Origin of the sequence: Pedobacter lusitanus (assembly GCF_040026395.1) — a bacterium.
GTDB lineage: Bacteria > Bacteroidota > Bacteroidia > Sphingobacteriales > Sphingobacteriaceae > Pedobacter > Pedobacter lusitanus.
In genome coordinates this window covers 3268836-3294671 of record NZ_CP157278.1, presented here as the reverse complement: position 1 = coordinate 3294671, position 25836 = coordinate 3268836, and the positions used below count along the sequence as shown (strand labels likewise).

At 41.1% G+C, this 25836-nt stretch carries 22 protein-coding genes and 1 pseudogene; 15 read left to right on the top strand and 8 right to left on the bottom strand.

All coding sequences use genetic code 11. The annotated features are described in order from the left end of the window. The first annotated feature begins 95 nt into the window (after positions 1-95). Positions 96-1889, top strand: coding sequence for a DUF748 domain-containing protein (locus tag PL_RS14070; protein WP_041878202.1), 1794 nt, complete (start codon positions 96-98; stop codon positions 1887-1889). 77 nt (positions 1890-1966) lie between these two features. Next, positions 1967-3754 carry a hypothetical protein gene (locus PL_RS14065; RefSeq protein WP_348619729.1) on the top strand — a complete coding sequence of 596 codons (1788 nt, stop codon included), beginning with the start codon at positions 1967-1969 and terminating at the stop codon, positions 3752-3754. Positions 3755-3852: 98 nt separating this feature from the next. Here PL_RS14065 and PL_RS14060 read toward each other — a convergent pair whose 3' ends face one another. Next, positions 3853-5973, bottom strand: coding sequence for a S9 family peptidase (locus PL_RS14060; RefSeq protein WP_041885520.1), 2121 nt, complete (start codon positions 5971-5973; stop codon positions 3853-3855). 171 nt (positions 5974-6144) lie between these two features. Here PL_RS14060 and PL_RS14055 point away from each other — a divergent pair, with 171 nt between their 5' ends. Next, complete coding sequence (locus PL_RS14055) at positions 6145-6903, top strand: SDR family NAD(P)-dependent oxidoreductase (protein WP_041885515.1); 759 nt, start codon at positions 6145-6147, stop codon at positions 6901-6903. A gap of 92 nt (positions 6904-6995) precedes the next feature. Here PL_RS14055 and PL_RS14050 read toward each other — a convergent pair whose 3' ends face one another. The 5 genes from PL_RS14050 to PL_RS14030 form a co-directional block, all read right to left on the bottom strand. After that, the gene (locus PL_RS14050; protein WP_052496531.1) at positions 6996-7715 is read right to left on the bottom strand and encodes a DUF4377 domain-containing protein; all 720 of its coding nucleotides are present in this window, start codon (positions 7713-7715) and stop codon (positions 6996-6998) included. 121 nt (positions 7716-7836) lie between these two features. Then, positions 7837-8901 (bottom strand): branched-chain amino acid aminotransferase, encoded by a 1065-nt coding sequence (locus PL_RS14045; RefSeq protein WP_041885514.1) that lies wholly within the window; start codon positions 8899-8901, stop codon positions 7837-7839. A 116-nt stretch (positions 8902-9017) separates the two neighbouring features. Continuing rightward, entirely contained in the window at positions 9018-9977 is a 960-nt protein-coding gene (locus PL_RS14040) for a tryptophan 2,3-dioxygenase family protein (protein WP_041885513.1), read from the bottom strand. 3 nt (positions 9978-9980) lie between these two features. Then, positions 9981-11279: an HAD-IB family phosphatase gene (locus tag PL_RS14035; RefSeq protein ID WP_348619726.1), complete on the bottom strand. Its 1299-nt coding sequence runs from the start codon at positions 11277-11279 to the stop codon at positions 9981-9983. Between the two features lies 1 nt (position 11280). Further along, positions 11281-12249 carry an NAD-dependent epimerase/dehydratase family protein gene (locus tag PL_RS14030; protein WP_041884710.1) on the bottom strand — a complete coding sequence of 323 codons (969 nt, stop codon included), beginning with the start codon at positions 12247-12249 and terminating at the stop codon, positions 11281-11283. A gap of 73 nt (positions 12250-12322) precedes the next feature. On the opposite strand from PL_RS14030, the gene PL_RS14025 reads away from it, so the two are divergent. After that, on the top strand, positions 12323-13510 hold the full coding sequence (locus PL_RS14025) for a formimidoylglutamase (RefSeq protein WP_041884700.1): 1188 nt from the start codon (positions 12323-12325) through the stop codon (positions 13508-13510). On the opposite strand, the gene PL_RS14020 is transcribed toward PL_RS14025, so the two are convergent. Continuing rightward, entirely contained in the window at positions 13401-14288 is an 888-nt protein-coding gene (locus PL_RS14020; RefSeq protein ID WP_041884702.1) for a hypothetical protein, read from the bottom strand. The two genes, PL_RS14025 and PL_RS14020, sit on opposite strands and share 110 nt — an antisense overlap. A gap of 400 nt (positions 14289-14688) precedes the next feature. On the opposite strand from PL_RS14020, the gene PL_RS14015 reads away from it, so the two are divergent. The 4 genes from PL_RS14015 to PL_RS14000 all read left to right on the top strand — a co-directional run bounded on the left by PL_RS14015 (position 14689) and on the right by PL_RS14000 (position 19591). Further along, positions 14689-15078 (top strand): DUF3592 domain-containing protein, encoded by a 390-nt coding sequence (locus tag PL_RS14015; protein WP_041884704.1) that lies wholly within the window; start codon positions 14689-14691, stop codon positions 15076-15078. Between the two features lie 51 nt (positions 15079-15129). Beyond that, positions 15130-15612: a hypothetical protein gene (locus PL_RS14010; RefSeq protein ID WP_152620366.1), complete on the top strand. Its 483-nt coding sequence runs from the start codon at positions 15130-15132 to the stop codon at positions 15610-15612. 320 nt (positions 15613-15932) lie between these two features. After that, positions 15933-19223: a DUF6443 domain-containing protein gene (locus tag PL_RS14005; protein ID WP_348619721.1), complete on the top strand. Its 3291-nt coding sequence runs from the start codon at positions 15933-15935 to the stop codon at positions 19221-19223. Further along, positions 19220-19591: a hypothetical protein gene (locus PL_RS14000; RefSeq protein ID WP_041884429.1), complete on the top strand. Its 372-nt coding sequence runs from the start codon at positions 19220-19222 to the stop codon at positions 19589-19591. The genes PL_RS14005 and PL_RS14000 overlap by 4 nt, the downstream gene beginning before the upstream one ends. An 81-nt stretch (positions 19592-19672) precedes the next feature. On the opposite strand, the gene PL_RS13995 is transcribed toward PL_RS14000, so the two are convergent. Further along, the gene (locus PL_RS13995) at positions 19673-20008 is read right to left on the bottom strand and encodes a helix-turn-helix domain-containing protein (RefSeq protein ID WP_041884427.1); all 336 of its coding nucleotides are present in this window, start codon (positions 20006-20008) and stop codon (positions 19673-19675) included. Between the two features lie 149 nt (positions 20009-20157). On the opposite strand from PL_RS13995, the gene PL_RS13990 reads away from it, so the two are divergent. The 7 genes and pseudogenes from PL_RS13990 (at position 20158) to PL_RS13960 (ending at position 25764) form a co-directional block, all read left to right on the top strand. After that, positions 20158-20346 carry a SymE family type I addiction module toxin gene (locus PL_RS13990; protein ID WP_041884425.1) on the top strand — a complete coding sequence of 63 codons (189 nt, stop codon included), beginning with the start codon at positions 20158-20160 and terminating at the stop codon, positions 20344-20346. Then, positions 20346-21962, top strand: coding sequence for a hypothetical protein (locus PL_RS13985; protein ID WP_052496479.1), 1617 nt, complete (start codon positions 20346-20348; stop codon positions 21960-21962). Before PL_RS13990 ends, PL_RS13985 begins: the two co-directional genes overlap by 1 nt. A 30-nt stretch (positions 21963-21992) precedes the next feature. Further along, complete coding sequence (locus PL_RS13980; protein ID WP_160292138.1) at positions 21993-22865, top strand: tyrosine-type recombinase/integrase; 873 nt, start codon at positions 21993-21995, stop codon at positions 22863-22865. Then, complete coding sequence (locus PL_RS13975) at positions 22855-23766, top strand: tyrosine-type recombinase/integrase (RefSeq protein WP_041884423.1); 912 nt, start codon at positions 22855-22857, stop codon at positions 23764-23766. The genes PL_RS13980 and PL_RS13975 overlap by 11 nt, the downstream gene beginning before the upstream one ends. A 919-nt stretch (positions 23767-24685) precedes the next feature. Beyond that, positions 24686-24832: pseudogene (locus PL_RS13970) on the top strand (RHS repeat-associated core domain-containing protein); the annotation flags it as partial. Positions 24833-24883: 51 nt separating this feature from the next. Then, positions 24884-25396, top strand: coding sequence for a putative toxin (locus tag PL_RS13965; RefSeq protein ID WP_348621861.1), 513 nt, complete (start codon positions 24884-24886; stop codon positions 25394-25396). Further along, on the top strand, positions 25393-25764 hold the full coding sequence (locus tag PL_RS13960) for a hypothetical protein (protein WP_041884429.1): 372 nt from the start codon (positions 25393-25395) through the stop codon (positions 25762-25764). The genes PL_RS13965 and PL_RS13960 overlap by 4 nt, the downstream gene beginning before the upstream one ends. Positions 25765-25836: the final 72 nt, after the last annotated feature.

Here is a 25836-nt window from a genome sequence, read left to right as displayed (position 1 = left end):
TGACAAATTGGCAGCATTTAAATTAGCTCGTCCTTATTTCAAATATCGAAAACATTATAACTCTTCAGCTGTAATCTTAATGAAAAACCAGAAATATGACAGACAAAAGATCAGGGAGTAAAAAGTTATGGAAATGGATTACCGCAATAATTATTACCCTGTTCGTCATCATTGGCGGTGCTTCGTTATACCTGAGCCTGAGCTGGAAGCCTGTACTGACAAAGAAGATTAAAGAAGTAGTTTACCGGGGTTCCGGGCATTTGTATCAGATTGATTTTAAAGATATACAGCTTAATCTGCTTTCAGGAAGTGTGACTGTTGACAGTATTTTTCTAAGACCAGATACCGCCATTTTCGCACAGCGAAAGAAAGCAGGGACAGCGCCCACACACCTGTTTCAGGTTAAACTGGCCAGGTTGAAATTGCGCCATATAAGAATACTCCAGGTCTATTTTCAGCAAAAGATAGCAATGAATGATATTATTCTGGAGAACCCTTCCATTAACATGATTTATAACAAAGTTTATAAAAAGGCTGATACCGCAAAAGCCGGACGCAGTTTGTACCAGCTCATCTCAGGCACACTGAAATCAGTTCACATCAAAGGAATTAAAATTGCAGATGCTGATTTTGACTATGTCAATGGTTCAACCAGCCTGGTGCTGAATTCCGTAAAACACCTGAATGTACAGATCAGGGATTTCAGACTGGATGCCCGGTCTGAAAGCGATACCACAAGATTTTATTATACCAAAGATGTATTTTTTGAGCTGGCGGGTTATCATGCTGTATCAAAAGATAAACTTTACACCATGAAAGCTGATACAATTACAGGGTCGGCAACAGGTAAAAAGATAAATATTAAAGGTTTTAAAGTGATTCCGATGTATCCCGATCTGGCTTTCAGCAGAAAGCTCAAAATCCAGAAAGACCGTTATGATCTGGTTTTCGGTCAGGTCAGTTTCAGCGGAGTCGATTTTATGAAGTTTAACACAGATCGTGTTATTCATGCAAAGGCGCTTGAGATTAAAAACACAGAGGCCAGAATATTTATGAACCGAGAGATGCCTCCTGGTAAAGGAAATAAGGGCCGTAATTTTCCGCATGTGGCTTTACAAAGACTGCCGGTTCCGGTTACGATTGATACCTTGAAATTTAAAAAAGTAAATGTGGCTTATACCGAGTATAATCCGATGTCACAAAAACGAGGAACGGTGAATATTGACCAGCTAAATGGCCATATTCTGAATGTGACCAACGATTCTTTATCCCGGGTTAAAAATCATTATGCAGCAGCCGATTTGCATGCACAGCTCATTAAGGCTGCACAGCTGCACATCCTGATTAATTTTGATCTGTCTTCAAAAAACGGGGCATTCACTTTTAAAGGAAATATAGGTAAGCTGGATATGACCAGTTTAAATCCATTGTCCAGACCATTGGGGCTGGTAGAGATTGAAACCGGGCAAATACAGAAAATAGACTTTGAGGCGAAAGCCAGTGAGCAGGGTTCTGAAGGTGTGATGCAGCTCTATTATAATCAGCTGAAGATTAAGTTGCTGAAAGAAGGAGAAGAAGGGAAGCCGGCACATCAGAAAGGTTTACTTTCTTTTTTAGCCAATACGCTGATTATTAAAGATGCCAATCCGTCAAAAGGAGAGGCAGTACGTACAGCCAGAATTCATTATGAGCGTCCGCCCGGTGCTTCTTTCTTTAACCTGTTATGGAAAAGTGTTTATACCGGTATGCGGGAAACCATCGGACTGGGAATAATCCCGATGAAGAGTCCGGAAGAAACCCGGAAGGCGGTTGTTAAAAAAATGGAAGACCGTAAAGAGAAAAAAGAACAAAAAAAGCAGCAGAAACAAGGAGAAAAGAGAAATGATTGATGTTTTATAGCGTTATTAAAAAACGTATCTTGTAAGAGTCCGTTTAAAATAAGTAACATTTTATACACAGGTTAGGCATGATTGAAAAAAACCGAAAGACATTTACGGTAGTTAAATGGGTTGCCGGAGTCATGTTTCTGCTGTTTTTAGCAGCAGATGCTATGTCCTGGTATCTTAGCGTCAAACTAAGGCCCGTTATTAACAAAGAACTGAAAGATCTGGTGCTGAATGCGACAGATAGTTTATACCGTGTTGAATTTTCAAGGGTGAATACCAATTTTCTGCTGGGAAATGCTTCTGTCAGCGATGTGAAGATCATTCCCGATACCAATATCTTTAATAAGCTGATCAAGCTAAAAAGAGCTCCCAATAATATTTACGAAGTAAGTTTGAAGAAGCTTACGATAAGACATTTTCATCCGCTGCGGATTTACAGAGATAAGCGGTTGAATGTTGGTCAGCTACTGTTTGAACATCCTAAAGTTGTGATGATCAACAGACAGTTTGATTTTAATGAAAACAGGCCGCCCAGACCCAATAAATCGCCCTACGATTATATCTCCAGATTTCTCCGTGAAGTTAGTGTGGACAAGGTCAGTCTGAAAGATGTCAGCTTTAAATACATCAATAAAAACCTTCCGGTACCTGAAACAGATTCTGTAAATAAGCTGGATATTACACTTAAAGACTGGTTAATTGATGCAAAATCAGCCACAGATCCAACCCGGATTTACCTGTTAAAAGACGTGCTGATCAATTTAAATGATTATCAGTTTGCCACCCCGGATAGTTTATACGATATCCGGATGAACGAGTTCTCATTTACCGCTTCTACGGGGAAGCTGAATATTAAAAAGTTCGGGGTTATTCCGAGATATTCAGAAATGGACTTTGGGCGCAAAGCCGGTTTTGCCAAAGAGCGTTTTAATATCCAGCTGAGTGATATTAATCTGAAGGGGGTCGATTTGCCTTTATATGTAAAAAAGCAGGAGCTTGCGGCCAGTGAAATGAATATTAACAACGGTTACGTATCAGTTTTCAATAACAATGAACTTCCCGGACACGGAGAAGAGCGCATAGGGAAGTTTCCGCATCAGCTTCTGCAGCTGGTTAAAGCGCAGCTTACCGTAAAGAAATTAAATCTGAATGATATAGATATCAGTTATGCAGAATATGATAGTGACAGTAAGCAAAAGGGCAGAATAACCTTTGAGAAGACTTCAGGAACAATTTCGAATGTAACCAATGAAGCAAAGGTAAAAGCAAAAAATCACTTTATGCTCGCTAACCTGAACACCTATATGATGGGACAGGGGAAACTGGCGGTTAACTTTAAGTTTGACCTGAATGCCCCCAACGGAGCTTTTTCTTATCAGGGTGAACTGGGTAATATGGATGGCGGGGTGCTGAACAGAATTACCAAACCGCTCGGGATGCTTCAGGTAAACAGCGGTATGGTTAAGAAACTAAGTTTTAAGGTCATCGCGGATGAGGCTAAAGCGAGTGGTGATCTGAATTTTCAATATAAAGATTTATCAATAGGCCTGCTGAAAAAAGTACAGGGTAAAACCAGGCTGGTCAAGCTGGGACTGTTTTCTATGCTGGCCAACTCACTGGTCATCCGGCCGGATAATCCTGATGCCAGAGGGAAAGAGATTTCAGCGTCTGTATACTTTCAGAGAGATCCGAGAATTTCTTTTTTCAGCTTTATCTGGAAAACATTATTGCAGGGGATCAAGTATACAGTAGGATTAACGCCAGAGAAACAGGCAGAAATTGATAATCAGATTGCGAAATTTGAGCAGATGAAAAGAGACCGGGAGCTAAGGCGTGAAGCCAGGAGAAAACGCCAGTTAAAAAAATAACCCTGTTCCGTTCAGCATTTCATTTTCCCCGGAAGGATAATCTTGCTCAACAGGACTGGGTTATTTACGCAGCTGTAAACTTGTTACAGGCTGTTTTTTTAGTTTAACGCCTCTGCCGGGATTGGTTTTTCCAGCAGGTTGTTATAATAGAAACGTGCACGCTCTGAAAAATCATGTTTACCTTTTGTGTTTTTCCAGCCATGTCTGCCGCCAGGGTAAATCATCAGTTCAAAGTGTTTATTTTCATCTTCCAGCTTATTGATGAGCTGAATGGTGTTTTGCATATGAACATTATCATCCATGTCTCCATGCATGATGCGCAGGAGTCCTTTGTATTTTTCAGTGTAGGTTAATACAGAAGCATTTTTATAACCTTCAGGGTTTTCCTGAGGCGTATCCATGAAACGCTCTGCATAAACACTGTCATACAGTTCCCAGCTCGTTACAGGAGCACCCGAAAAACCGTAGTCGAAGTAGTCTGCTGCATAAGTTAGGCCCATTGCAGCCATATAACCACCATAACTGTGACCAGAGATCAGCAGTTTTTTGTTATTTACCCATGGTTTGGCTTTTAACCATTTTGCTGCGGTGATATAATCTTTCATTTCCCATTTACCAAGGTTTCTGTGCATTAAGGCAACACCTTCTTTACCGAATTTGCCCGAAGCACGGTGATCTACCTCGATCTGGATTATACCTTCATTAGCCCACCATTGCAAATCAGCTTTTTTCCAGGTGTTTTTTACTGTCCCTGCGTTCGGACCTCCGTAAATACTGAAGATTACTGGATATTGTTTGTTCGCATCGAAATCAACAGGATAAGTAATTGTAGCCGGCAGGTTATAACCATCATCTGTCGGGATGGTGATCATTTCTGTTTTTCCGATATTGAAACTGGCAAAATCAGCAGCCTTGCTGTCTCCGATTTCTTTAATGATTTTTCCATTGTGATCCACTAAAGTTTGTTTTGGCGGTGTAGACACATTAGAATAAGTAGTAATGAATTTATCGCCCGAAGGAGACATTTCCACTTCGTGCGTATAGTCCCCGAAGGTCAGTCTTTTCAAATCTTTACCGTTGTAGTTTACACGGTATAAATCTGTTCTGGTATTGGCTTCTTTAATCGCCATGAAATAAACCAGCTTGTTCTTCTCATCTACTTTAACGATGTCTTTTACCTGCCATTTACCGCTGGTTAAAGGGTTTACCAGTTTGCCGTCCAGCGTGTACAGGTAATAGTGTGCCCATCCGGTTTTATCACTTTTTAAGATATAGTGTTTTTTGTCTTCGAGATAGGTAATACGGCCATCAAATTCCAGGTCTACCCACGAAGATTGTTTCTCATCGTAAATTTCTTTTTTAGCACCGGTCTCTGGTTTAACAGCATAAAATTTCAGGTTATCCTGTCCGCGGTTTGCCCATTGCACCATCATATTGCTGCCATCATAACTCCAGTATGGAGTGCCAAAATACTGATCGTCTTTTTCGTTGAAATCTGCCCATACTATTTTGCCACCTGCAGCCTCCACAAAACCTATTTTAACTTCCGGATTTGGATCTCCGGCTTTAGGGTAACGTGTTTTTTCTACATAACCATGCTGTCCGGTTGATCCGTTGATAGGGAACATCGGGACTTTAGTATCATCAAAATGCATAAAAGCGAGGTGTTTGCTGTCCGGAGACCACCAGAAAGACTTGTATTTTGTAGGGCGGCCCAGTATTTCTTCATAATAAACCCATGAAGAATAACCGTTGTAGATTACATCAGTAGCGTCAGTAGTATATCTGATTTCTTTACCTGTTGCCAACTCAACTGCATACAGATCATTATTGCGGGTAAAAGCCACGTATTTGCCGTCCGGAGAGAGTGTTGGGTTTTGCTCTTCCTGTAGGTTGCTGGTTAATCTTTTAGGGGTAGCTTTACCATACTGAATATAAACATCATTGTCTTTCACCATTACCTCGACATTACTTTTAGGTGGCGGTGTATAAGCGGTACGTGCACCAGAATTGATGTTCACCGCATATAGCTGACGTGTTTTTTCATCTCTTTCTATATAGTGTTCTTCATCACTCCAGCCATATATTTTATTCATGCTTTTGGTCAGCGAAGGAGCGTTGCCCTGAGTCTGTGCAAAATTAAGTTTGTGCTGCTGTGCCTGCAGATTGGAACTGAGACATAATCCGACAGCCAGGCTGAATAGTAAAGCGTTCTTCATGTTGAAAATTTTTGTGGCAAACATAATAAAGCTGATGCGTATTCCAAGTATTGTTTAACAGATGTTACCTATTATGTATTTCTAGTGTAAGATTTTGCAAGTGTGTTGCAAATAACGAACAAAAACGGTGATGTTTCTGTTGTTAACAAAGATATTTAATATAGGATACTTATGAATAATCAACTTAATTTACCACTGGCAGGAAAAGTTGCATTGGTTACCGGAGCTTCCTCGGGTATTGGTCAGGGAACAGCAAGAGCTTTGGCTCAATCGGGAGCAATTATTGTAATCGCAGCACGCAGGATAGAAAAATTGGCAGTTTTTGAAAAAGAACTTGTTGCGCAGGGTTCAACTGTTCTTAGCATAGAGCTGGATGTAACGTTGCCCGCTAATTGTGAAGAAGCAATTAATAGTGTAATTGAAAAGTTTGGACGTTTAGACATTTTAGTCAATAGTGCAGGGTTGATGCTGTTAGGGCCGGTTCAGGATGGGAATCTCAAAGAATGGGCAGAACAGATCAACACAAATTTATTAGGACTGATGTATATGACCCGGTTTGCATTACCACACCTGATTGAAACACGTGGTGCTGTTGTGCAGATTTCTTCTACGGCCAGCCGTGCCGCAAATCTGAACGGAGGAATCTATTCAGGGACAAAATGGGGCGTGAATGGATTTAGTGAAGGCTTACGTAAAGAAGTTTCGTCCAAAGGCGTAAAGGTAATTGTCATTGAACCTGGCGTAGCACAAACAGAATTACGTCAACATATTACCGATGAAGCAGCAAAGAAGAGTATTGATACTGCAGCAGCAAAGATGCGTCAGTTACAACCGGCAGATATAGCTGAAACGATTGTTTTTGCTGTTACGCGTCCCGATCATGTGCTGATTAGTGAATTGTTGATCCGTCCTTTAGATCAGGACTTTTAAATCTTAACGATCATCCGGTATTCTAACGGGTGTAAAGATTAGAGCCAATAAAAATCAGGTCCGGTTTAGGTGTGCCGGGCCTGATCAATGTCTTATTCCGTTTCCAGATCCGCCATGCCAAACATGATCACCAGCTTATTACCCAGATAAAGATTTAAAGTCTGATCAGCAATATCATATCTGAAAGTTTTGTCATTCAGGAGATTCACAAACGTGTTTTCCAGCTTCATTTTGTCTTCCGGACAAGCCATCATCGTGCTGCCTATTTGTTTAAAGGTAATGGCTCCATTACTGAATTCATAGCCGCCGAAAATGTTATTACAACCGGCAGAACCATTAAACCGCTGGTCTTCCCTGTGAAAAATCAGGTAAGCAGGAGATTCTTCCTGGGTAATTCCTTCCATCTGGATCAGTTTCCATTTATGGTTGAATACAAAATTTGTTTCTGGTGTATTCGGTGTTGTGCCGGTATTTGCCGATATTTTTTGTCTTTTAATTACTCTTTTGACTCTATAGGTATAGATAGACGCATCTGCCGGTACATTGGCTCTTCTGGTGCGGGTAACCAGCAATGTATAGCGGTAGCCTGGTTTATAGCTGAAGCCTGAAATGCCACTATAAAAAAACTCCCAGTCCCTGCTGGTTTTATATTTAACCAGGTAACAGGTTTGCGGACCTACGCCCGTGCAGTTTGCCCGTTCCTCTTTGATAACCATTTGGATATCTTCTGCTTTGGTATAGAATGAAAGACCAGCTATAAATGCGATTGTTAAAATTAGTTTTGTGCCGAAGTTTTTAAATAATGTTTTCATTGTGTGTGTGTTAATATTTACTCCAACATGATGCCCAAACGTCCTCTTTTCCATAAATATAAAAAAAGGGATGTTCATAAACTATGAACATCCCTTTTTTATTTAAAAATTTTATGCAGAATTAAATTGTCCAGTTCCAGCCAAATTCATCGGCTGTAACTCCGTAGCGGATATCATTTAATTTTTTGGCAATGCTGATTGAAACTGTTCTTGTAGCAGGATCAGTAAGGGTATACTTTTTACCTTCATAAGTGATCTCACTGATTTGTGTAACAGTTGCAGCAGTACCTACAGCGAATGCTTCTGTTAAGGTTCCGTTTTCAATGTTGTCCAGAACTTCCTGTATCAGGACTCTTCTTTCTTCCACTTCTATACCCATGCTTTTTGCCAGCTGGATAACCGTATCTCTGGTTACACCATCCAGAATAGTTTCGCGTACTTCAGGAGTTACGATTTTACCACCGATGACAAACATCAGGTTGGCAGCTCCGGATTCCTCCAGGTACTTGTGTTCTTTTGCATCAGTCCAGATCAGCTGGTCAAAACCTTCTGCCTGTGCTTCAGCAGTAGGAAGCATTGCTCTGGAGTAATTTCCTGCAGTTTTTGCAGCACCAACACCACCTTCAGCCGAACGGGTATAATGCGTTTCCACTTTAACTTTCAGCGGTTTGCTGTAATAAGGTGCACTTGGGTTGGTCAGGATCACAAACTTGTAGGTTGATGACGGTCTTACACCCAGTACAGGATCTGTCGCAAACATCACAGGTCTGATGTATAAAGAATAATTTTCTTCAGCAGGAACCCATGCTTTATCAATATCAATTAATGCAGCAATACCCTGCATAAACACTTCTTCAGGAATAGTTGCCATCGCCATGCGGACAGCAGATTTATTGAAACGTGCAAAATTTTTGTCAGCTCTGAAAACGCTTACGCTTCCGTCAGCCTGTTTATAGGCTTTCAGTCCTTCAAAAATTGCCTGTCCGTAATGTAAAGCCGAAATAGCCGGGCTCATAGAAATAGGGCCGTAAGGAAGGATTTCAAAATTCTTCCATTCACCATCTTCATAATCAGCGACGAACATATGGTCAGTAAAAACTTTTCCAAAAGGCAGGTCAGTGTAATCTGTTTCAGCCAGTCTGGAATGACCAGCTTTTGTGGTTTTAATAGTTAATGTATCTATCACGGTTTCTCTAATTTATCAGTACAAAATTACGAAATATTCGTTTTATATAATATTTTATTTCTATTTATGACAATTCTCCGTTATCAGTGCCGGAACTATCATTTGTCAGGCAGATCTTATTTTTTGATAGTTTTCAGCACACTCAGCACCCACGATTTCCCCCATTCCTCCAGTTGTTCTGCTGTCCACAAAAAAGGGTAAAAAATTCTTTTCTGAAAACGCGGAGGCAGATATTTCTGCCAGTTTGTGCCTCCTGTAGCTGCAATATCTACCGGATCTTTTTCCAGGTATCTTACTGCAGACTTATAATGTGATAAAGGCCATTCCACATTGACAAACAGATCCAGTTTTCTTAATTCTTCTGCTAAAGCACTTACATCCTGTCCTTGTTCTGCGAATTTAGTATATAAAGCGGAAAAATTGGTGTGTTCACGGTCTTTAACCAGTTGTAAAAACTGTGTTGCATATTTGCTGATAAATTGTTTTAATGTCAGGGTCTGTTTTCCGCTGGATAATTCAGTAGCACCAAATTTCCAGTAGATATATTCAAATTTCTCTTCTATAGTTGCGTTTGCCAGTTCTTCTCTCTTGCTCTTGTCAACCAGCCTGGTGAAGTCGGTAGCACAGATTTCTATCATTCTGTACTGACCGGATTGAAAACCGCTGGCCGGTAACAGCGACATCCGGAATTTAAGGAACTGTTCCTTTTCCATGCCATCTACCATAACCTCAAAAGAGCTGGTCAGTGCATTGAAATAAGCATTGATCCGTTTCACACGGGCAGTGAAAAATTCTACTGTTAAATCAGCCTGTTCAGCAATTTGTTTACATTCATGCAGACAAAGCTTAAAGTAAAGCTCTGTAATCTGGTGGTACATGATAAAAATCTCTTCATCCGGAAAAGGTGTTTTCGGATTCTGAAGACTCAGCAGGGTGTCAAGATGGATATAATCCCAATAGGTCAGGAAATCAGCATAAAGCAGCCCGTCCAGATAGGCGGCCATATCCTGGCCCATAGCTTCATACTTTTCCTGGAGTTTGTCCAGTTTGCTTTTTATTTCGGGTGTAAGCTCCATTTCTTAGTATAGTACTCTGAATTTTATAGTATGTTCAATTTTCTTTAAAGACTTAAAAAGGTCTTTATCATATTCTGCATTGATGTCTGTGATCGCATAACCGATAGTAGGATTGGTCATCAGAAACTGACCTACAATATTGATACTGTGTTTGGCAAAAACGGTATTAATCTGTGCCATAATACCCGGAACGTTGTGGTGGACGTGAATCAGGCGGTGTGAAGACTCAATTCTTGGCAATTGCAGGTTCGGGAAGTTACTGCTCAGATAAGTCGTTCCTTTATTCATGAAATCCAGCATCCGTTTAGGAATGAAATTGGCATTTCTCGGATTGTTCTTAGGGTCTTCAAAAATGACGATACCCATAGCTGTACAGGTCTGCAGATCCAGTTTGCCGGCAATACCACCCAGGTAACCTATGGTCTTTAATTTCAGGGCCATTTTCAGTTTTTCAGGATCGATTTTCTCTCCTTTAGCCAGCAGGATCATATGCACATCTTTCACATATTTATCTTCAAAAGAAGTTTTGTGGCGGATAGAAAGACCATCCTTTTTCAGCAGTGCCAGACTTTCTTCAGGAACATCGCCAATGGCCAGACATAAAATCCTGTTTTTAGGGTAGGAAATCGCTCTTGGCAGGTTATTTACATATAGAAATTCGTCGAAGCTTGGCGTAATATGATCCGCTCTGCTGACTATGCTTTCTCTGGATATGTTCTCGGTAAAAGCATAGAACTTTTTGATCATACCACTTTCACGCAGCTGGAAATCAGAATAGCCGTCCCCGATTCCGTATAAGTCTCCTTCAAGATTGAGGTGCTGCATCAGTTTGACTTTACCACCTTCCTCGCTAAGCGGGTTGGCGTGATCATAATCTATAATTTTGCCATCGCCGGTGGTGACAAAGGTATTGGCGTAGATATTTTCTTTTTTAATATGATACTGACTTACTACCGGAGTGATAAATTCTTTAAATCCTCCGGATACGATCAGGACCTGGTCGGCATGTTTTTTAAAGAAGGCTGCATTGCGGGAAAAAGATCTGGATACTTTTTTCTTTAAGCGGGTAATCAGTTGTTTAAGGTGATCTTCTGAAGCTTCCAGTAATTTTACTCTTTGCGCAAGACTTTCACTGAAGGATAATTTCCCCTCCATGGCCAGATTGGTCAGGTCCTCAATTTTTTTGAAAATAGCTTCCTTTTCGGGATGTTTTTTCAGAGAGATGCGGGCAAGCTCATCAAGAGCCTCTACCTGGGTGAAAGTGCTGTCGAAATCAATGATGTAAATATTCTTTTGCTTCATTTTAAAGTTTTTTTAAGCCTGCACATACTTCCTGAATGCTTTGATGCAGGGGCTTGAAGGTGATACCCGTACTGTTTCTGATCTTATCGTTACTGTATAAACTTATATTTAAACTGCTTTTAGCAGCATCGCTGGTCAGTGCGGCTGCTTTTCCTGTAAATAGGGAGGCAAATTTCGCGGCGCGCCATGCAATGCCAAGCATCCATGGTTTAGCTTCTCTGGAGGGTGCTTTAACGCCCATTCCTTTGGCAATTTCTGAAAAAAACTGCTTATAGTGGTAATTCTCAGCTGATATTGTAAATCTTTCTCCGGTAATTTCACTTTCCATTAAAGTGATCATGCTTTTTGCCACATCCTCTACGTCGACAATTCCGGTGGCACCTTTGGTATAGTAGCTCAGGCCATCTCGGACCAGTTTGAAAATTGCGCCACTTCCGGCATATCCGGCATTGGGGCCGATGATTACTGATGGATTAACAATTACCGCATCCAGTCCTTCGGCCATGCTGCGCCATACTTCCATTTCTCCTTCATATTTGGAGATTGCGTAAGAGTGCACATTGGCATCATATTCCCAGAAATCTTTTTCTGTAATCTGTTTTCCCTTTTTGGCTTCTCCCAGCGCGGCAACCGAGCTTACATGAAGCAGTCTTGCGTGATGATGGGCGCATAGATTGGCGACATTGCTGGTTCCTTCGATATTGACTTTCAGCAGGGCTGCTTTATCTTTGGGGTCAAAAGAAACCATAGCTGCACAATGATATACTTTGGTGATATTTTCAAAGGCATCATCTAATGCAGAAAGTTCATTAATGTCGGCTACAACCCATTCAATCAGTGTATTGTCTTTTAATAAAACAGGGATTACTGATTTCTCCCTTTTCAGCGCACGTACTTTACTGCCCTGTGCTGTCAGCTGATGAATGAGTTCAGATCCTAAAAATCCTGTGGCACCGGTAACTAAAATCATTTCATTTTTTTTAGGATGTTCATTAATATATGATCTCAAAAATAGATATTTGACAGCATAGATACCATTAATTATGTCCTTATCCGATTTTTTCTCCCCTTTAACTCTCGAAAAATTCACTCCTAAAGAGGGCTTTTATACCAGTCAGCTGGGAATGAAGGCTACTTTTTACACGGAAAAATTTCCTGAACTGGGTGATGCAGCTTTCGATATTGCCATTATAGGTGTTAAAGATGACCGTGCTGCGGTGAATAATAATGGCTGTTCTCTGGGGCCTGATTATTTCAGGGAGCAGTTTTATTTATTGCATGAAGGTGCATTTGAAAGCCGGATTGTTGACCTGGGGAATATCATTGCAGGTGCTGCGGTTTCGGATACTTATGTGGCGTTGAAAATGGTTGTCACTGATCTGATCAGGTTGAATATCGTTCCGGTGATTATCGGTGGCGGACAGGATCTGACTTATGCCCAGTATATGGCTTATGAAGCTTTGGAGCAGAAAGTGGATCTGGTTGTGGTAGACAATAAATTTGATCTGGATGAGGATGAAAATGAGCAGGTAAGTATTGCGACCAGGTCGGATACCTATCTGAACAGGATATTTATGCATCAGCCTAATTATCTGTTTAATTTCAGTAATATCGGTTATCAGACTTATCTGGTCAATCAGGATAGTCTGAAGGTGATGAATAAGCTGTATTTTGATGTGCATCGTCTGGGTGAATTTTTGACTGATGTAAGTTCTGCAGAACCTGTAATCAGGAATGCGAACATGATGAGTTTTGATTTTTCGGCTATCCGTTCTTCTGATGCTCCGGCCAGTGGAAATGCGGGCCCGAATGGTTTTTATGGTGAGCAGGCTTGTAAGATCGCGCATTATGCGGGATTAAATGACAAGTTAACCTCAATCGGTTTTTATGAATTTAATCCCGCTTTTGACCGGAGCAGCCAGTCGGCAATGTTGCTTGGCCAGATGGTCTGGTATTTTGTAGATGGTTTTTATAACCGTAAAAAGGATTTTCCATTAAATCCGAAGTCTCAGTATTTAATTTACCGTGCCAGTTTAAATGATGGCACCGGTGAGATGCTTTTTGTGAAAAGCAAGAAATCTGACCGCTGGTGGATGCAGGTTCCTTATCCCACAGGTGTATCTAAAAATGAGCGTTATCATCTGGTTCCATGTAGGTATGAAGACTATACGATGGCTGTGAATGGGGAGATGCCTGATTTGTGGTGGCGTACTTATCAAAAGCTGCTTTAGTCCATTTGGTCTGTTGCCAGGGGAAATCTTTCTGGAAGACAAAAGTTCCTTCAGTAACTACTGCACTGCAAATTTGTGCGGGGTTAAAGTCTTTATGATTATATAGTACGGTTAACTGGTGTTTTTTGGTAAAATACTGAATTGCCATAGTGGTCAGGCAGAGACATCCCTCTGGTAGCTGAAAGCTGAATTCCTGTTTTTCGAGCAGCGGACTATTCTTTTTAATTTCTATTTTTTTTACATCAGGCCAGATGTTCAGGTATCCTTTTTCCAGGTCAAAGTAATTGGTACTGATTGTAATGACACAGCTGTCGCAGTTTCCCGGAAATTTTAATTCTTCAGGGATTTTAATTTCGGGTAAGATGAACTGAAGTTCATGGCCTTTTAAAGTAATCAGCGGTTCTGCCCACAGGCTTTTGTGTAAAGGGGAGTTCAGATTGAAGTCAAAGCCTTTCAGCTGAATAAAACTTTCTTCATTAAAAGGATGTGTTTCCTTGTCAACCGGGTAATAGTGCAGCAGTATTTCCTGAAGTTTTTTGGTTAGCCGGTTGACCATCGGCCCGTCGTGGAACCCGAAAATCTGGTCTGCTGACTGATAGCGGATAATCTTTCCGAGCATACTTGCTCTTCCAAACAGGTAGGCTAGTTTTTTGGTTCCGGTTGTTTGTCTGACACGACCTTTTCCGGGGGCGCTTTGTGCAACCTGTGTGTTCTTAACTTTTCTGTAAACGAGGTCTTTGAGTTTTCCGATCAGGAAATCGCCTTTTCTTATTGCCATAGTGTTAATTGTTTATAGTGAATTAATGTTCTTGATCTAATTAAGTTAGTTATAGTTCGCTGTGAATCCAATTCAGGTACAGCGCAGCTCCATAACGAGTCCACCTATTCCTGGAAAAAGGTGGACCCGACGTGGACTCATTGTGGACTCGCGGTGGACTCAGAGAGATCTCTGACAGGGATTATTCAGACAGAAACCGGGATTGTATCTTTCTTATCTGTCAGTGTTTATTTTTTATTAATACGTAAATAATTAGTCTGTTTTTTGTAAAAAGTATCGCAAATGTGGTAACTTGCCTTTTGATTTACCTGTCTAATAACGCTGTTGGCGTAATAAACAGGAAACAGGAAACAGGAAACAGGAAACAGGAAATCAGGAAGACAAAAAAACAGGATTTGAGATGATATATGTATTGATTGCAGGTTTGCTGATGTCAGGTTTTGGCCTTTTTAAAGTTTTGGAAAGAAGACAGTATAAAAGATCGGGAATAAGAGTTCCTGGTGTTGTTTCTGATATCGTATTGTGTGGCAGAAATTATTATCCGATTGTGAATTATCAGACGCTGGATAAGCAGGATATGGTAGAGGAATATGGTATGGGGACATCTCCTTCGGTTTATAAGCGGGGAGAGCAGGTAAAGGTAATTTATAAGCAGGAGGATTGTACAAAGTTTATTATTGATAACAGGAGCTCGGCATATATTGAAATTATATTTTTGGTTATTGGTTTACTGGCGATTGCCGGGGCCGGTCTTTATCTGATGCAGCCGGATTTGTTTGATGCCTTCTGATTTCTTATCATTGAATAAGAATTGATTGATCAGTTCTTCTTTTATAAAAACATGATATATCCAATAAACACAAGTTCACTGACTGAAAGTCTTGACTTTTATACCGAAGTCATTTCAATGCAGGCCAGAGCAGATCAATATATAAAAGGGTTTCCCTGGTGCGCCGCTGTTAAAACCTCTTCTCTTTATTTCAACTTAGGAGAGAAGTTATGTGTTTTTCTTTATGAAATTGATAATTCGGCAAGTAAAGAAGATAATTTCCTTTGGGTTATAGTAGGTGATCTTCCTTCGATGTACCTGGATACTTATGGACCTAAAACTACGATGCATGTCCTTGCGGATTATGCTGATCTGGCTAAAGACTGGATTACTAAAGTCGAATCAGGATTATCTGTTGCAGGTTGTTATCCTTTTAATGCGGAACCGACAGTTGAAATAGCGGAAATGTTGAAAAAGAGGGTTGTTTTGATTGAGAACTCTGTTATTCCTAATATGGATGAAATTGAACTGCCTGCACTGTTGAAGGAAAGATAACTGTTTTTGATGTGTGAGTTTCTTCAATTACCTTGTTCACAGAGAAATAAAATTATTTGTGTAAAACAATAAATGCGAATATTTTAGTAATATATTTACGCCTGATATGGAGTGGCGTTTATAATAAATATGAAAATTATCATTTTATAAATATCACTTTAACAACAGGTGTTGTTTTTGTATACCAGTAGATTAGCTATTGGAATTGCGACTTGTGCGATCCTCAATATTAAGCCATATAAGACGAATTTGAATAGTTGCAAAATCACGATGAACGTAACATCAGAAAGAATAATTGCCATTTTAAGAATTAATGCCTCATGAAATTAAGATTACTACATTTTGGTTCAATTTTTTGTGCCTTATTTTTAGTGAATGGTTTTGCTTATGCACAGATACCTCAGGATACGGTGCTGGATACTTATACCGGCCAAACCGAGATTACCGCTAAACGGCGGATTACACTTAAGTCTGGATTTCGTATTCCTGCAGGAAAAAAAGTAAGGATTTTTACTGGTGCAGGTTTTGGGACATGGAGGGCTATTGCCAGTAATCCAAGTGCTGATCAGAATTATATATTGACCAGGGTCTTTAAAAAACCTGGTATTAAGGATGACGCTGCTGCTGGCTCGAATGGTTATAAGACAAGTGAAGTTAACCAGAGTATACAATATTTTGATGGGTTAGGACGCCCGCTGCAAACAGTAACGGTACAGGGTAGTCCCAGTTTTGCTGATGTAGTGCAGCCTGTTGTTTATGATGCTTTTGGACGTGAGGCGGTAAAGTATCAGCCTTATGCGATTGGGAGCAACGGGGGTGGGTATCGAGGTAGCGGGGTAACTGAACAAGGGGCTTTCTATACAACGCCTCCGGCGGGTATCGCAGCAACAGCTAATGCTTATGGGGTAACTGTTTTTGAATCTTCGCCATTGAACCGTGTTTTAGAACAGGGTGCACCAGGTGCTGCATGGCAACCAGTCTCTGGCAATAGTACCGGGCATACTCAGAAAATTGAGTATGGAACTAATGCTGCAGAGGTAAAACTTTGGGTGGTGAATGCAACTGGAGCCTCGGCTAGCTCTAATTATGCTGCAGGGACATTATATAAAACGACGACAAAAGATGAGAACTGGGTTGCTGCGGATTTAAAAGCAGGGACAGTAGATGAGTATAAAGATTTTGAAGGCAGAGTGGTTTTAAAACGTGTGTGGGAAAGTGACGCGCAAGGTCTTTCTACATATTATGTGTATGATGATCTGGGCAATTTGCGCTATGTATTGCCTCCGGGAGTTGGAAGTATCAGCACTTTTTCTGAGAGTGATGATGTCTATAAGCAGTTTATTTACGGGTATCATTATGATGGCAGGAAGAGACTGGTAGAAAAGAAAATACCGGGCAAAGGTCAGGAATCTATGGTGTATAATACATTGGATCAGGTGATTTTGACCCGGGATGCGAATCAGGGAGCAGGTCAGTGGTTGTTTACCAAATATGATGCTTTTGGGCGGGTAGTGAGTTCGGGTATATATAGCGGAGAGAATGATAGAACTACTTTACAAGGAGTTGTCAATGCACAGACTGTACTTTGGGAGAAAAGAGTTGCTGGTGGTATAGGTTATGATAATCTTTCTTTTCCACAGGTTTCTTCGATAAGTTCTTATCATGTGATCAATTATTATGATGATTATAGTTTCCCGGAGAATACTTTTGGTGAGCCATCAGGAAGCCAGATGAAGGGTGACCGGGTTAAATCGTTATTAACCGGGACTAAAGTGACTACTTTGGGTACAGCGAATATGTTACTTTCAGTTCATTATTATGATGATGAAGGTCGGGTGATTCAGAGTAAAAGTGAGAACCATTTGGGTGGAAAGGATATTATTGATAATACGTACAATTTTGCGGGAGAGCTGACAGCGAGTACACGTAGTCATACGACTGGCAGTACGACTACAGAGATTGCCAATCGTTATTTCTACGACCATATGGGGCGTAAGATTGCAACATTGGAGAATATCAATAACAAAGGAGAAGTGGTGCTGAGTCAGCTGGATTATACTGAAACCGGGCAGCTGCTGAAGAAACAGTTGCATAGTACGGATAGTGGATCGAACTATCTACAACATACAGATTATGCTTATAATGAAAGAGGTTGGCTGAACAAGGCTACAGGCAAAGAGTTCAATCTGCAGCTGAAATATACTGAGGGTGATGTGCCTCAATGGAATGGTAATATTTCTGGTCAGGTTTGGGGTAGAGGAGAAGGTAAATTTGATAATACGTTCAAATACAGTTATGATAAACTAAACAGGTTGACTGGAGCTGTATCACCAGGTCTTGGAGAGAACATCATTTATGATGTGATGGGAAATATCAAGATGCTGAACCGGGAAGGTCAAGCGATCAATAACTATAGTGGGTATACCGGGAATCAGCTGACCAAAATAGAAGGGGCTACCAATAGTACTTATAGTTACGATAGCAATGGAAACTTAATCACTGATAGCGGGAAGGGAATAACGCTGACTTATAATTACCTGAATTTGCCGGAGAAAGTTACGGGTAATAAGACTTTGAGTTATACTTATGATGCGACTGGAAATAAACTGAGAAAAACAAGTGGATCGGAGGTTACGGATTATATCGGTGGCATTCAGCACAAGACTGATGGAAGTATTGATTTCATTGCTACTGAGGAAGGATTAGCGAGAAATAATGGTGGAACTTACAGTTATGAATATAACCTGAGTGATCATTTGGGTAATGTGCGTTATAGTTTTAACAAGCATCCTGTAACGGGTTTGATACAACAGATACAGAGTGATGATTATTATGCATTTGGACTAAGGAAAGTTGTAAGCGCAGGAACTAATAAATATCTTTATAATAAGAAAGAGTTACAGGAAGAGTTGGAGGAGTACGATTACGGGGCAAGGTTCTATGACCCGGTAATAGGGCGTTTTACAGCAATAGATCCGGTTGCTGAACATTTCCCTTGGATGACTAGTTATCAGTATGGTTCTAATGACCCTATTAAAAACATTGATTTAGATGGGTTAGAGGGATTGCCATTTACCTTCTTCTTTGAGAGTACCAGTATGGTTCCTAAACTTGCCCCTTTGGCTGAAGCAGGCGCGAAATATTCTGCAGAAAATATTACAAAAGCGGGCGGTGAGTTTAGTGGAAAAACATTAGAAAGTTTTAGAAGAGGTAATGCGACAGAAGCGGAGCAATTGTCTAAAAATGGATTGGAGAAGAATTACAAGCCGATAAAAGAGACTGATCCTAAAACAGGACAAGAGGGGAAGACTATTCCTGATGCATTTAAAAATGAAGGTGAATCTACAGTAGAAATAAAAGACGTAAAAAACCAGTCGTTTACCAAACAATTAAGGATGCAAGAAAAATATTCTAATGATAATGGTTATAGTCCTGAGTTGATCATAAATAAAGGTGCAAGATTATCTGAGCCTTTGAAAAAATCCTCTTTTATTATAAAGACCTATCAAATTTCGCCAACTTTAAAAGTTGATAATGTAAAAGTAGTTAGTCCAGTATTGGTGCCTCAAGGCAACAAGCCTAAACCATTAGACCCAAATTTGATGCTATGAAAGAACAATATATTCAAAAATTGACATTGATTATACAGGAGCAGGTACAGATGTTTTTGTTGGATGCTGGCGAATTTTATCCTTTTGGGACTTGTATTGATAAAAATGAAAATGTCAAACCTGTAGGGGTTTATTTGGATAATGACAATCCTACTTCTTTGGAAGTAATATCCCTTTTGGAAGAGAATATGAAAAGAGGAGTTGAAAATGGGCAATATAAAATTGGAGCAGTTGTAATAGATGTGACGATTAAAGAGGGTGAAGTGAATTTTGACGCAATAGAAATTCGTTTTTTTGAGCCAGACAATCAAGAATATAAAAGACGCATAAAGTATAAGACTTATGGGAGTCATATAGAGTTTATGTAGAGAGATGAATTATAGTATTAGTGGTCTGTTTGATCTACTCTAAAGTATATAGGAGCCCAGCTATAAGCTGGGTTTTATTGTTTATTGTCCGTAAGCTTTTCTGGCATTAGCATCTCTAAGAAATGCGTCAATAATCACCAGTAAGTGAGTTCTGTCGTTTTCTGGCAGGTCTTCTATCTCCTGTATCCTTTTTACTGTCTTTTTATCAAAAGCGGCGCTGGTGCCTTCGCCGCCGATATAATCCAAAGTGACTTCGAAAGCCTGGGCAATCTTTTTGGCTACTTCTATAGAAGGAATAGCTTCTTCTCTTTCGTATTTACCGATCATGACCCTTGAAATGCCACTTTTGGCAGCCAGGTCACTCTGTGACCAGTTTTTGCGATCTCTTAAATTTGATATAATCTTGCCTGTATTCATCTCTTAAAAGACACTTTTTTGTTCATTATTGCCTGATAAGTCAAATTTAGCGTAAATAAAAGGGATAAAAAAATCTAATAGTTTTTGGTGTAAAGTAAATAATAGGGTATATTTGTATCTGATAGTTACATATAAAAACTTTAATAAAGATGGAAAATCAGCAACACAGATCAATTAAGTTACAAACTAAATATGTACCACTGGCCTATCACCAGTCCAGACAGGTTCCTGAACTGAGAATCTCAGGAGTCTGGCTGGATCAGTGCGGCTTTCATGCGGGCGATATGGTTGATATCGCTATTGTTGAAGGGGAGCTGCTCATTAAAGTGAAACGGTAATGAGTAAAGGACAATTGCATAGTGATAATCCTGAGTTATTGCTGTATACCGAAGGGAAGCTGCACATCACAGTACTGGGTGGTGTGCGGCTGACCGGTCTTGAGCGGCTGAAAGTTACGCTGAAGCTGATCCGTATAGATAATCGGGATCATGCCTTTCGTCATCATCTGGATCTGTATAACAGTATCCATAGTGAGCAGCTGATTGAGAAATCTGCGGAAGTACTGGAAGTGAGTACGGTGGAGGTGAGTTTGGCGGTGAAAGGTCTGACTAGTGCACTGGAAAATTACCGGGGGGAGCGGCTAGAGTCGATGAAGCCCAAGCAGGCGGAGAAAAGAGAACTGAGTGCAGCAGAACGTAAAGCAGCATTGGCTTTTCTGAAATCTGGAAACCTGCTGGAGCGAACGCGGGAGGCGATTGCTGCCAGCGGGCTGATTGGAGAGGAATCCAATAGTCTGATTGCTTACCTGAGCTATACTTCCCGTAAGCGCAATACACCTTTGCACCTGATGTGTCTGGGAGCCAGCGGAACAGGAAAGACCTGGCTTCAGGAGAAAGTATCAGAGCTGATGCCCGAAGAAGACAAGCTTGAAATTACTACGCTTTCCAGTAATGCCTTTTATTACTTTGGACGGGAAGAGCTGAAACATAAACTGCTACTGATCGAAGACCTGGATGGTGCAGAAAGTGCGCTTTATCCTTTGCGTGAATTGCAGAGTAAACGGAGAATCTCCAAGACTGTGACTTTAAAAGACAATAAGGGGAACCTGAAAACAGTGACGCTGAATGTCGAAGGTCCGGTCTGCGTGAGTGGCTGTACCACGCGTGAGCAATTGTATGAAGATAACGCGAACCGGTGTATTCTGCTCTATATGGATGTGAGCGGAGAACAGGATCAGCGGATCATGGAATACCAGCGCCGGCTTAGTGCCGGACAGGTTGATCAGGGTGCCGAGCAGCAGAGCCGCGCACTGATCAAGAACGTGCAGCGTATCTTAAATCCTATTACGGTAAGAAATCCCTTTGCTGTTTACATGAAACTACCTGAAGAGGTGTTCAAGCCCCGCCGGACGATGCTGTTATTGCTGCTGTTTACCGAGACGGTGACCTATTACCACCAGTACCAGCGGGAGTTGAAAACAGACCTGGATACCGGAGAACAGTATATCGAGAGTACGATTGAAGATGTAGAAACCGCCTTCAGGTTATTGGAAACCACGCTGCTGAAAAAGAGTGATGAGCTGAATGATGCCTGTCGTAACTTCTTTGAACGTTTGAAGAGTTACCTGAAAGGGAATGATACAGATAGCTTTTATAGTAAAGAGATCCGCTCAGCTTTCCGGCTTACGCCCAGTAGTATTGGTCGTTATCTGTATGAGCTGGAACGGATGGGCTATATCCGGATCACCCGTGGAAACCGCTATAAAGGCTTTGAGTATAAGGTGCAGCGATGGAATGATCTGGAAACGTTGCAGGAGAGTGGTCAGGCCATGGTGTTGGGTATCCTCTCTCAGATCCGTTCAGTATCCTGTAACCCATCAGTATCCCAGAAGAGCAGTGGGTTAGTCAAGGTGCAGAGCCTCAGTAAGAAAGGGGCAGTAACCCGGACTGGTTAAGAAACGTACAGTTAGTAAAAAATATACATGATGGAAAATCCACTTTATATCCGGCAGCAAACAGGCTTTGAACAGTGGCTCAAGGTACTGAACTTTGATGTCAGCAGTCAAAGGGATATGCCTAAGCTGCTGGGAGAGTTCCTGAGCTATCTGGAATCACAGGCTTGTGTTAGCCTGTCACAACTCCAGGAAAGTCATCTGCACAATTACCTGATTGAGCTGAGTGAGAAACCGGGTAAAACCGGCAGAGGTTTACTGAGTTTGAACTACCGGCGTAAACACCTGCAGGTGATCCGTAAGTTTGCGCGGTATCTGGCTGAAAGCGGACAGGAAAGCTTTACGGTCAAGGTTCAGCTTAAAGAGAAGCCTGTAATGGGCAAGAATATACTGAGCAGAAAGGAAGTGGGGAAACTTTATGCTGCCACCTCGGATAGTCCTTTGGGTCTGCGAGACCGTGCACTACTGGCTTTGTATTATGGATGTGGTCTTAGAAAAAGTGAAGGGCTGAGCCTGAATACAGAAGATGTACTGCTGGAAAAAGAACTGGTGCTGGTTCGTAAAGGTAAAGGTTATAAAGCGCGTTATGTTCCGCTGACAGGAAGCAATAAAACAGATCTGGAGCATTACCTGCGCTATGGGCGGCCTTATCTGCTGAGTGGGAATAAAGAATCTGCGCTGGTGTTAACGATCCATGGGGGACGGTTAAAGACGGCTTTTAAACGTATTGAACGGTTAAAAGAAAAGGCAGATCTTGATCAGGCCATCGGCCCCCATACCCTTCGTCATAGTATAGCGACTCATCTGCTTGCAGCAGGAATGAGGTTGGAACAGATCCAGCGGTTCCTGGGTCACAGCAGTTTGGAAAGTACGCAGATCTATACCCATATTGTACATGAGCTTTGAGCAGTACCTGGAGCATCATGGCTTAAAACCTGTTACGGTTTACCAGCACCGGAAATATACGAGTCACTTTCTGGGCTGGCTTGCAGAGGAAGGCTTCAATCTGGAGCAGGTGAGCTATAATGAAATCCTTGATTATGCAGCTTACCAGAAGCAGGAAAATAAAGGAGTGGGACTGGTTAACCGGATGCTGCTGGCTATCCGGTATTACTTTAGCTGGTTACAGAAACAGGGCAGGGTCAGTAGTAATCCGGTAGCAGGTATCAGGTTGAAAGGCAGTACCAGAACTGTTCCCAGTGGTCTGTTGGAAAAAGGCGAGCTGGATGCTTTATATGAAAGTTATCAGGTTAAAGATGAGCGTAGTCAGCGTAATAAAGTGATGTTGTCTTTGCTGATCTATCAGGGTTTGAGTACTCAGGATCTGCATCAGCTGAAAGAAGAGCATCTCAAGCTAAAAGAAGGAAAGGTATACATCGCTGCAAATGAGCATAGCAATAGCAGAATGCTTAGGCTGGAAGCCTTTCAGATCATGGAACTGTATGAATATATCCATGTTACCCGTTCTAAGATCCTGGTTAACAGAATGGCAGGACGTTCCGGTAGAAAACCTAAAACAATGAAATCAGCTGAACAAATCAGTCAGTTGTTCATCAGTATGAATGGTTGTGAAAACATCAAAAACAGCTTATATCATCTGAACCAGGCTTTACGTAGGTTGAACGTAAAATATAAAAATGCAGTACAGCTCCGTCAAAGTGTAATCACTGAATGGTTGAAAGAAAAAGACTTACGGACAGTTCAATATATGGCAGGCCATAAATATGTGAGCAGTACTGAATGGTATCAGACCAGTAATCTGGAAGACCTGAAAGAGGCTCTGAATAAACACCATCCGCTAAAATAAAATTGCGCACGCCCTCAGTCCATCAAAATCCAGCCAGCTCGCTAAAGGGGCTCGCTTGTCTCTGTCTTTTGCTGTCCTTCCGCTGGCCATCTCTTCTGCCGGTGAAGAACCAGCCCAAAGCAAAATAACATAATACACATTATAATCTCAGCAGTGCTCCATGACTTTGGTTAACTCCCAGAGCTGAGCTGATAATGGGTATTATGTTAAATAGCCGCTCGGCCTACGCTCGGCCACCGCTCGCGTTCCAGCCCATAGCCAAAGTGTTTTCATGAAAAAAGGTGTACCCGGGCTATCGGCTTCCACTGCCTACAGTGTAGGCAAACGCCTGCGAAAAGCAGCCTTTGCCTTTGTTGATATATGCCGTCTCCTTCCAGTCGGTCAGCGGCAAGGCCTGCGGCAGCAAGGTATTGTTCATTGATGGTGGCAGTGCAAGACTGGTCGGGGGAACATCTCATGCCCCCTGAAACAGGGACAGTGCTCCCGCCCAACCTCTCAGGGATCAAAAGAGCCGCTCTTGTCCTCCCCGCTACCAAAGCTCGTTTTATCCCTGGAGGGAGCAAGATGGCGCCCCTTTCATCATGGGTTCAGGTAGTTCATTTGTTAAGCCACCCCGAGCCTAAGAAAGTGAAGCTGTCAAGGGATCGTGGAATAAATGGCCTTTTTGAGGGCAAAGGCTACGAGCGTTTATGCCGCGAAAGCCCTTTACAGCTTTACTTTCGGGGCTATCTTTGCTATAACAGATGAACTAACGAACAAGCAGTACCGTTTATAGTTCCGCACCTTCAAAGTCGAATCTCCAACAAAAAAAAGCCAAACAAGTCCAACCAGTAAACACAAATAAAGCACTAACTTTACGGAAAAGGAAAGTTCTTTATAGCACTGAAAAAGTGCAGCCGGCAAATCCGGCGAACCCGAAAAAAGTCGCATAAGGGTACACGATTACGGGGCAAGGTTCTATGACCCGGTAATAGGGCGTTTTACAGCAATAGATCCGGTTGCTGAACATTTCCCTTGGATGACTAGTTATCAGTATGGTTCTAATGACCCTATTAAAAACATTGATTTAGATGGGTTAGAGGGATTGCCATTTACCTTCTTCTTTGAGAGTACCAGTATGGTTCCTAAACTTGCCCCTTTGGCTGAAGCAGGCGCGAAATATTCTGCAGAAAATATTACAAAAGCGGGCGGTGAGTTTAGTGGAAAAACATTAGAAAGTTTTAGAAGAGGTAATGCGACAGAAGCGGAGCAATTGTCTAAAAATGGATTGGAGAAGAATTACAAGCCGATAAAAGAGACTGATCCTAAAACAGGACAAGAGGGGAAGACTATTCCTGATGCATTTAAAAATGAAGGTGAATCTACAGTAGAAATAAAAGACGTAAAAAACCAGTCGTTTACCAAACAATTAAGGATGCAAGAAAAATATTCTAATGATAATGGTTATAGTCCTGAGTTGATCATAAATAAAGGTGCAAGATTATCTGAGCCTTTGAAAAAATCCTCTTTTATTATAAAGACCTATCAAATTTCGCCAACTTTAAAAGTTGATAATGTAAAAGTAGTTAGTCCAGTATTGGTGCCTCAAGGCAACAAGCCTAAACCATTAGACCCAAATTTGATGCTATGAAAGAACAATATATTCAAAAATTGACATTGATTATACAGGAGCAGGTACAGATGTTTTTGTTGGATGCTGGCGAATTTTATCCTTTTGGGACTTGTATTGATAAAAATGAAAATGTCAAACCTGTAGGGGTTTATTTGGATAATGACAATCCTACTTCTTTGGAAGTAATATCCCTTTTGGAAGAGAATATGAAAAGAGGAGTTGAAAATGGGCAATATAAAATTGGAGCAGTTGTAATAGATGTGACGATTAAAGAGGGTGAAGTGAATTTTGACGCAATAGAAATTCGTTTTTTTGAGCCAGACAATCAAGAATATAAAAGACGCATAAAGTATAAGACTTATGGGAGTCATATAGAGTTTATGTAGAGAGATGAATTATAGTATTAGTGGTCTGTTTGATCTACTCTAAAGTATATAGGAGCCCAGCTATAAGCTGGG

Excerpts from the sequence above, each read along its gene's own strand:
- PL_RS14070 (WP_041878202.1), top strand. The coding sequence starts at position 96 with ATGACAGACAAAAGATCAGGGAGTAAAAAGTTATGGAAATGGATTACC.
- PL_RS14065 (WP_348619729.1), top strand. The coding sequence starts at position 1,967 with ATGATTGAAAAAAACCGAAAGACATTTACGGTAGTTAAATGGGTTGCC.
- PL_RS14060 (WP_041885520.1), bottom strand. The coding sequence starts at position 5,973 with ATGAAGAACGCTTTACTATTCAGCCTGGCTGTCGGATTATGTCTCAGT.
- PL_RS14055 (WP_041885515.1), top strand. The coding sequence starts at position 6,145 with ATGAATAATCAACTTAATTTACCACTGGCAGGAAAAGTTGCATTGGTT.
- PL_RS14050 (WP_052496531.1), bottom strand. The coding sequence starts at position 7,715 with ATGAAAACATTATTTAAAAACTTCGGCACAAAACTAATTTTAACAATC.
- PL_RS14040 (WP_041885513.1), bottom strand. The coding sequence starts at position 9,977 with ATGGAGCTTACACCCGAAATAAAAAGCAAACTGGACAAACTCCAGGAA.
- PL_RS14035 (WP_348619726.1), bottom strand. The coding sequence starts at position 11,279 with ATGAAGCAAAAGAATATTTACATCATTGATTTCGACAGCACTTTCACC.
- PL_RS14030 (WP_041884710.1), bottom strand. The coding sequence starts at position 12,249 with ATGATTTTAGTTACCGGTGCCACAGGATTTTTAGGATCTGAACTCATT.
- PL_RS14025 (WP_041884700.1), top strand. The coding sequence starts at position 12,323 with ATGTCCTTATCCGATTTTTTCTCCCCTTTAACTCTCGAAAAATTCACT.
- PL_RS14020 (WP_041884702.1), bottom strand. The coding sequence starts at position 14,288 with ATGGCAATAAGAAAAGGCGATTTCCTGATCGGAAAACTCAAAGACCTC.
- PL_RS14015 (WP_041884704.1), top strand. The coding sequence starts at position 14,689 with ATGATATATGTATTGATTGCAGGTTTGCTGATGTCAGGTTTTGGCCTT.
- PL_RS14010 (WP_152620366.1), top strand. The coding sequence starts at position 15,130 with ATGATATATCCAATAAACACAAGTTCACTGACTGAAAGTCTTGACTTT.
- PL_RS14005 (WP_348619721.1), top strand. The coding sequence starts at position 15,933 with ATGAAATTAAGATTACTACATTTTGGTTCAATTTTTTGTGCCTTATTT.
- PL_RS14000 (WP_041884429.1), top strand. The coding sequence starts at position 19,220 with ATGAAAGAACAATATATTCAAAAATTGACATTGATTATACAGGAGCAG.
- PL_RS13995 (WP_041884427.1), bottom strand. The coding sequence starts at position 20,008 with ATGAATACAGGCAAGATTATATCAAATTTAAGAGATCGCAAAAACTGG.
- PL_RS13990 (WP_041884425.1), top strand. The coding sequence starts at position 20,158 with ATGGAAAATCAGCAACACAGATCAATTAAGTTACAAACTAAATATGTA.
- PL_RS13985 (WP_052496479.1), top strand. The coding sequence starts at position 20,346 with ATGAGTAAAGGACAATTGCATAGTGATAATCCTGAGTTATTGCTGTAT.
- PL_RS13980 (WP_160292138.1), top strand. The coding sequence starts at position 21,993 with ATGGAAAATCCACTTTATATCCGGCAGCAAACAGGCTTTGAACAGTGG.
- PL_RS13975 (WP_041884423.1), top strand. The coding sequence starts at position 22,855 with ATGAGCTTTGAGCAGTACCTGGAGCATCATGGCTTAAAACCTGTTACG.
- PL_RS13965 (WP_348621861.1), top strand. The coding sequence starts at position 24,884 with ATGGTTCCTAAACTTGCCCCTTTGGCTGAAGCAGGCGCGAAATATTCT.
- PL_RS13960 (WP_041884429.1), top strand. The coding sequence starts at position 25,393 with ATGAAAGAACAATATATTCAAAAATTGACATTGATTATACAGGAGCAG.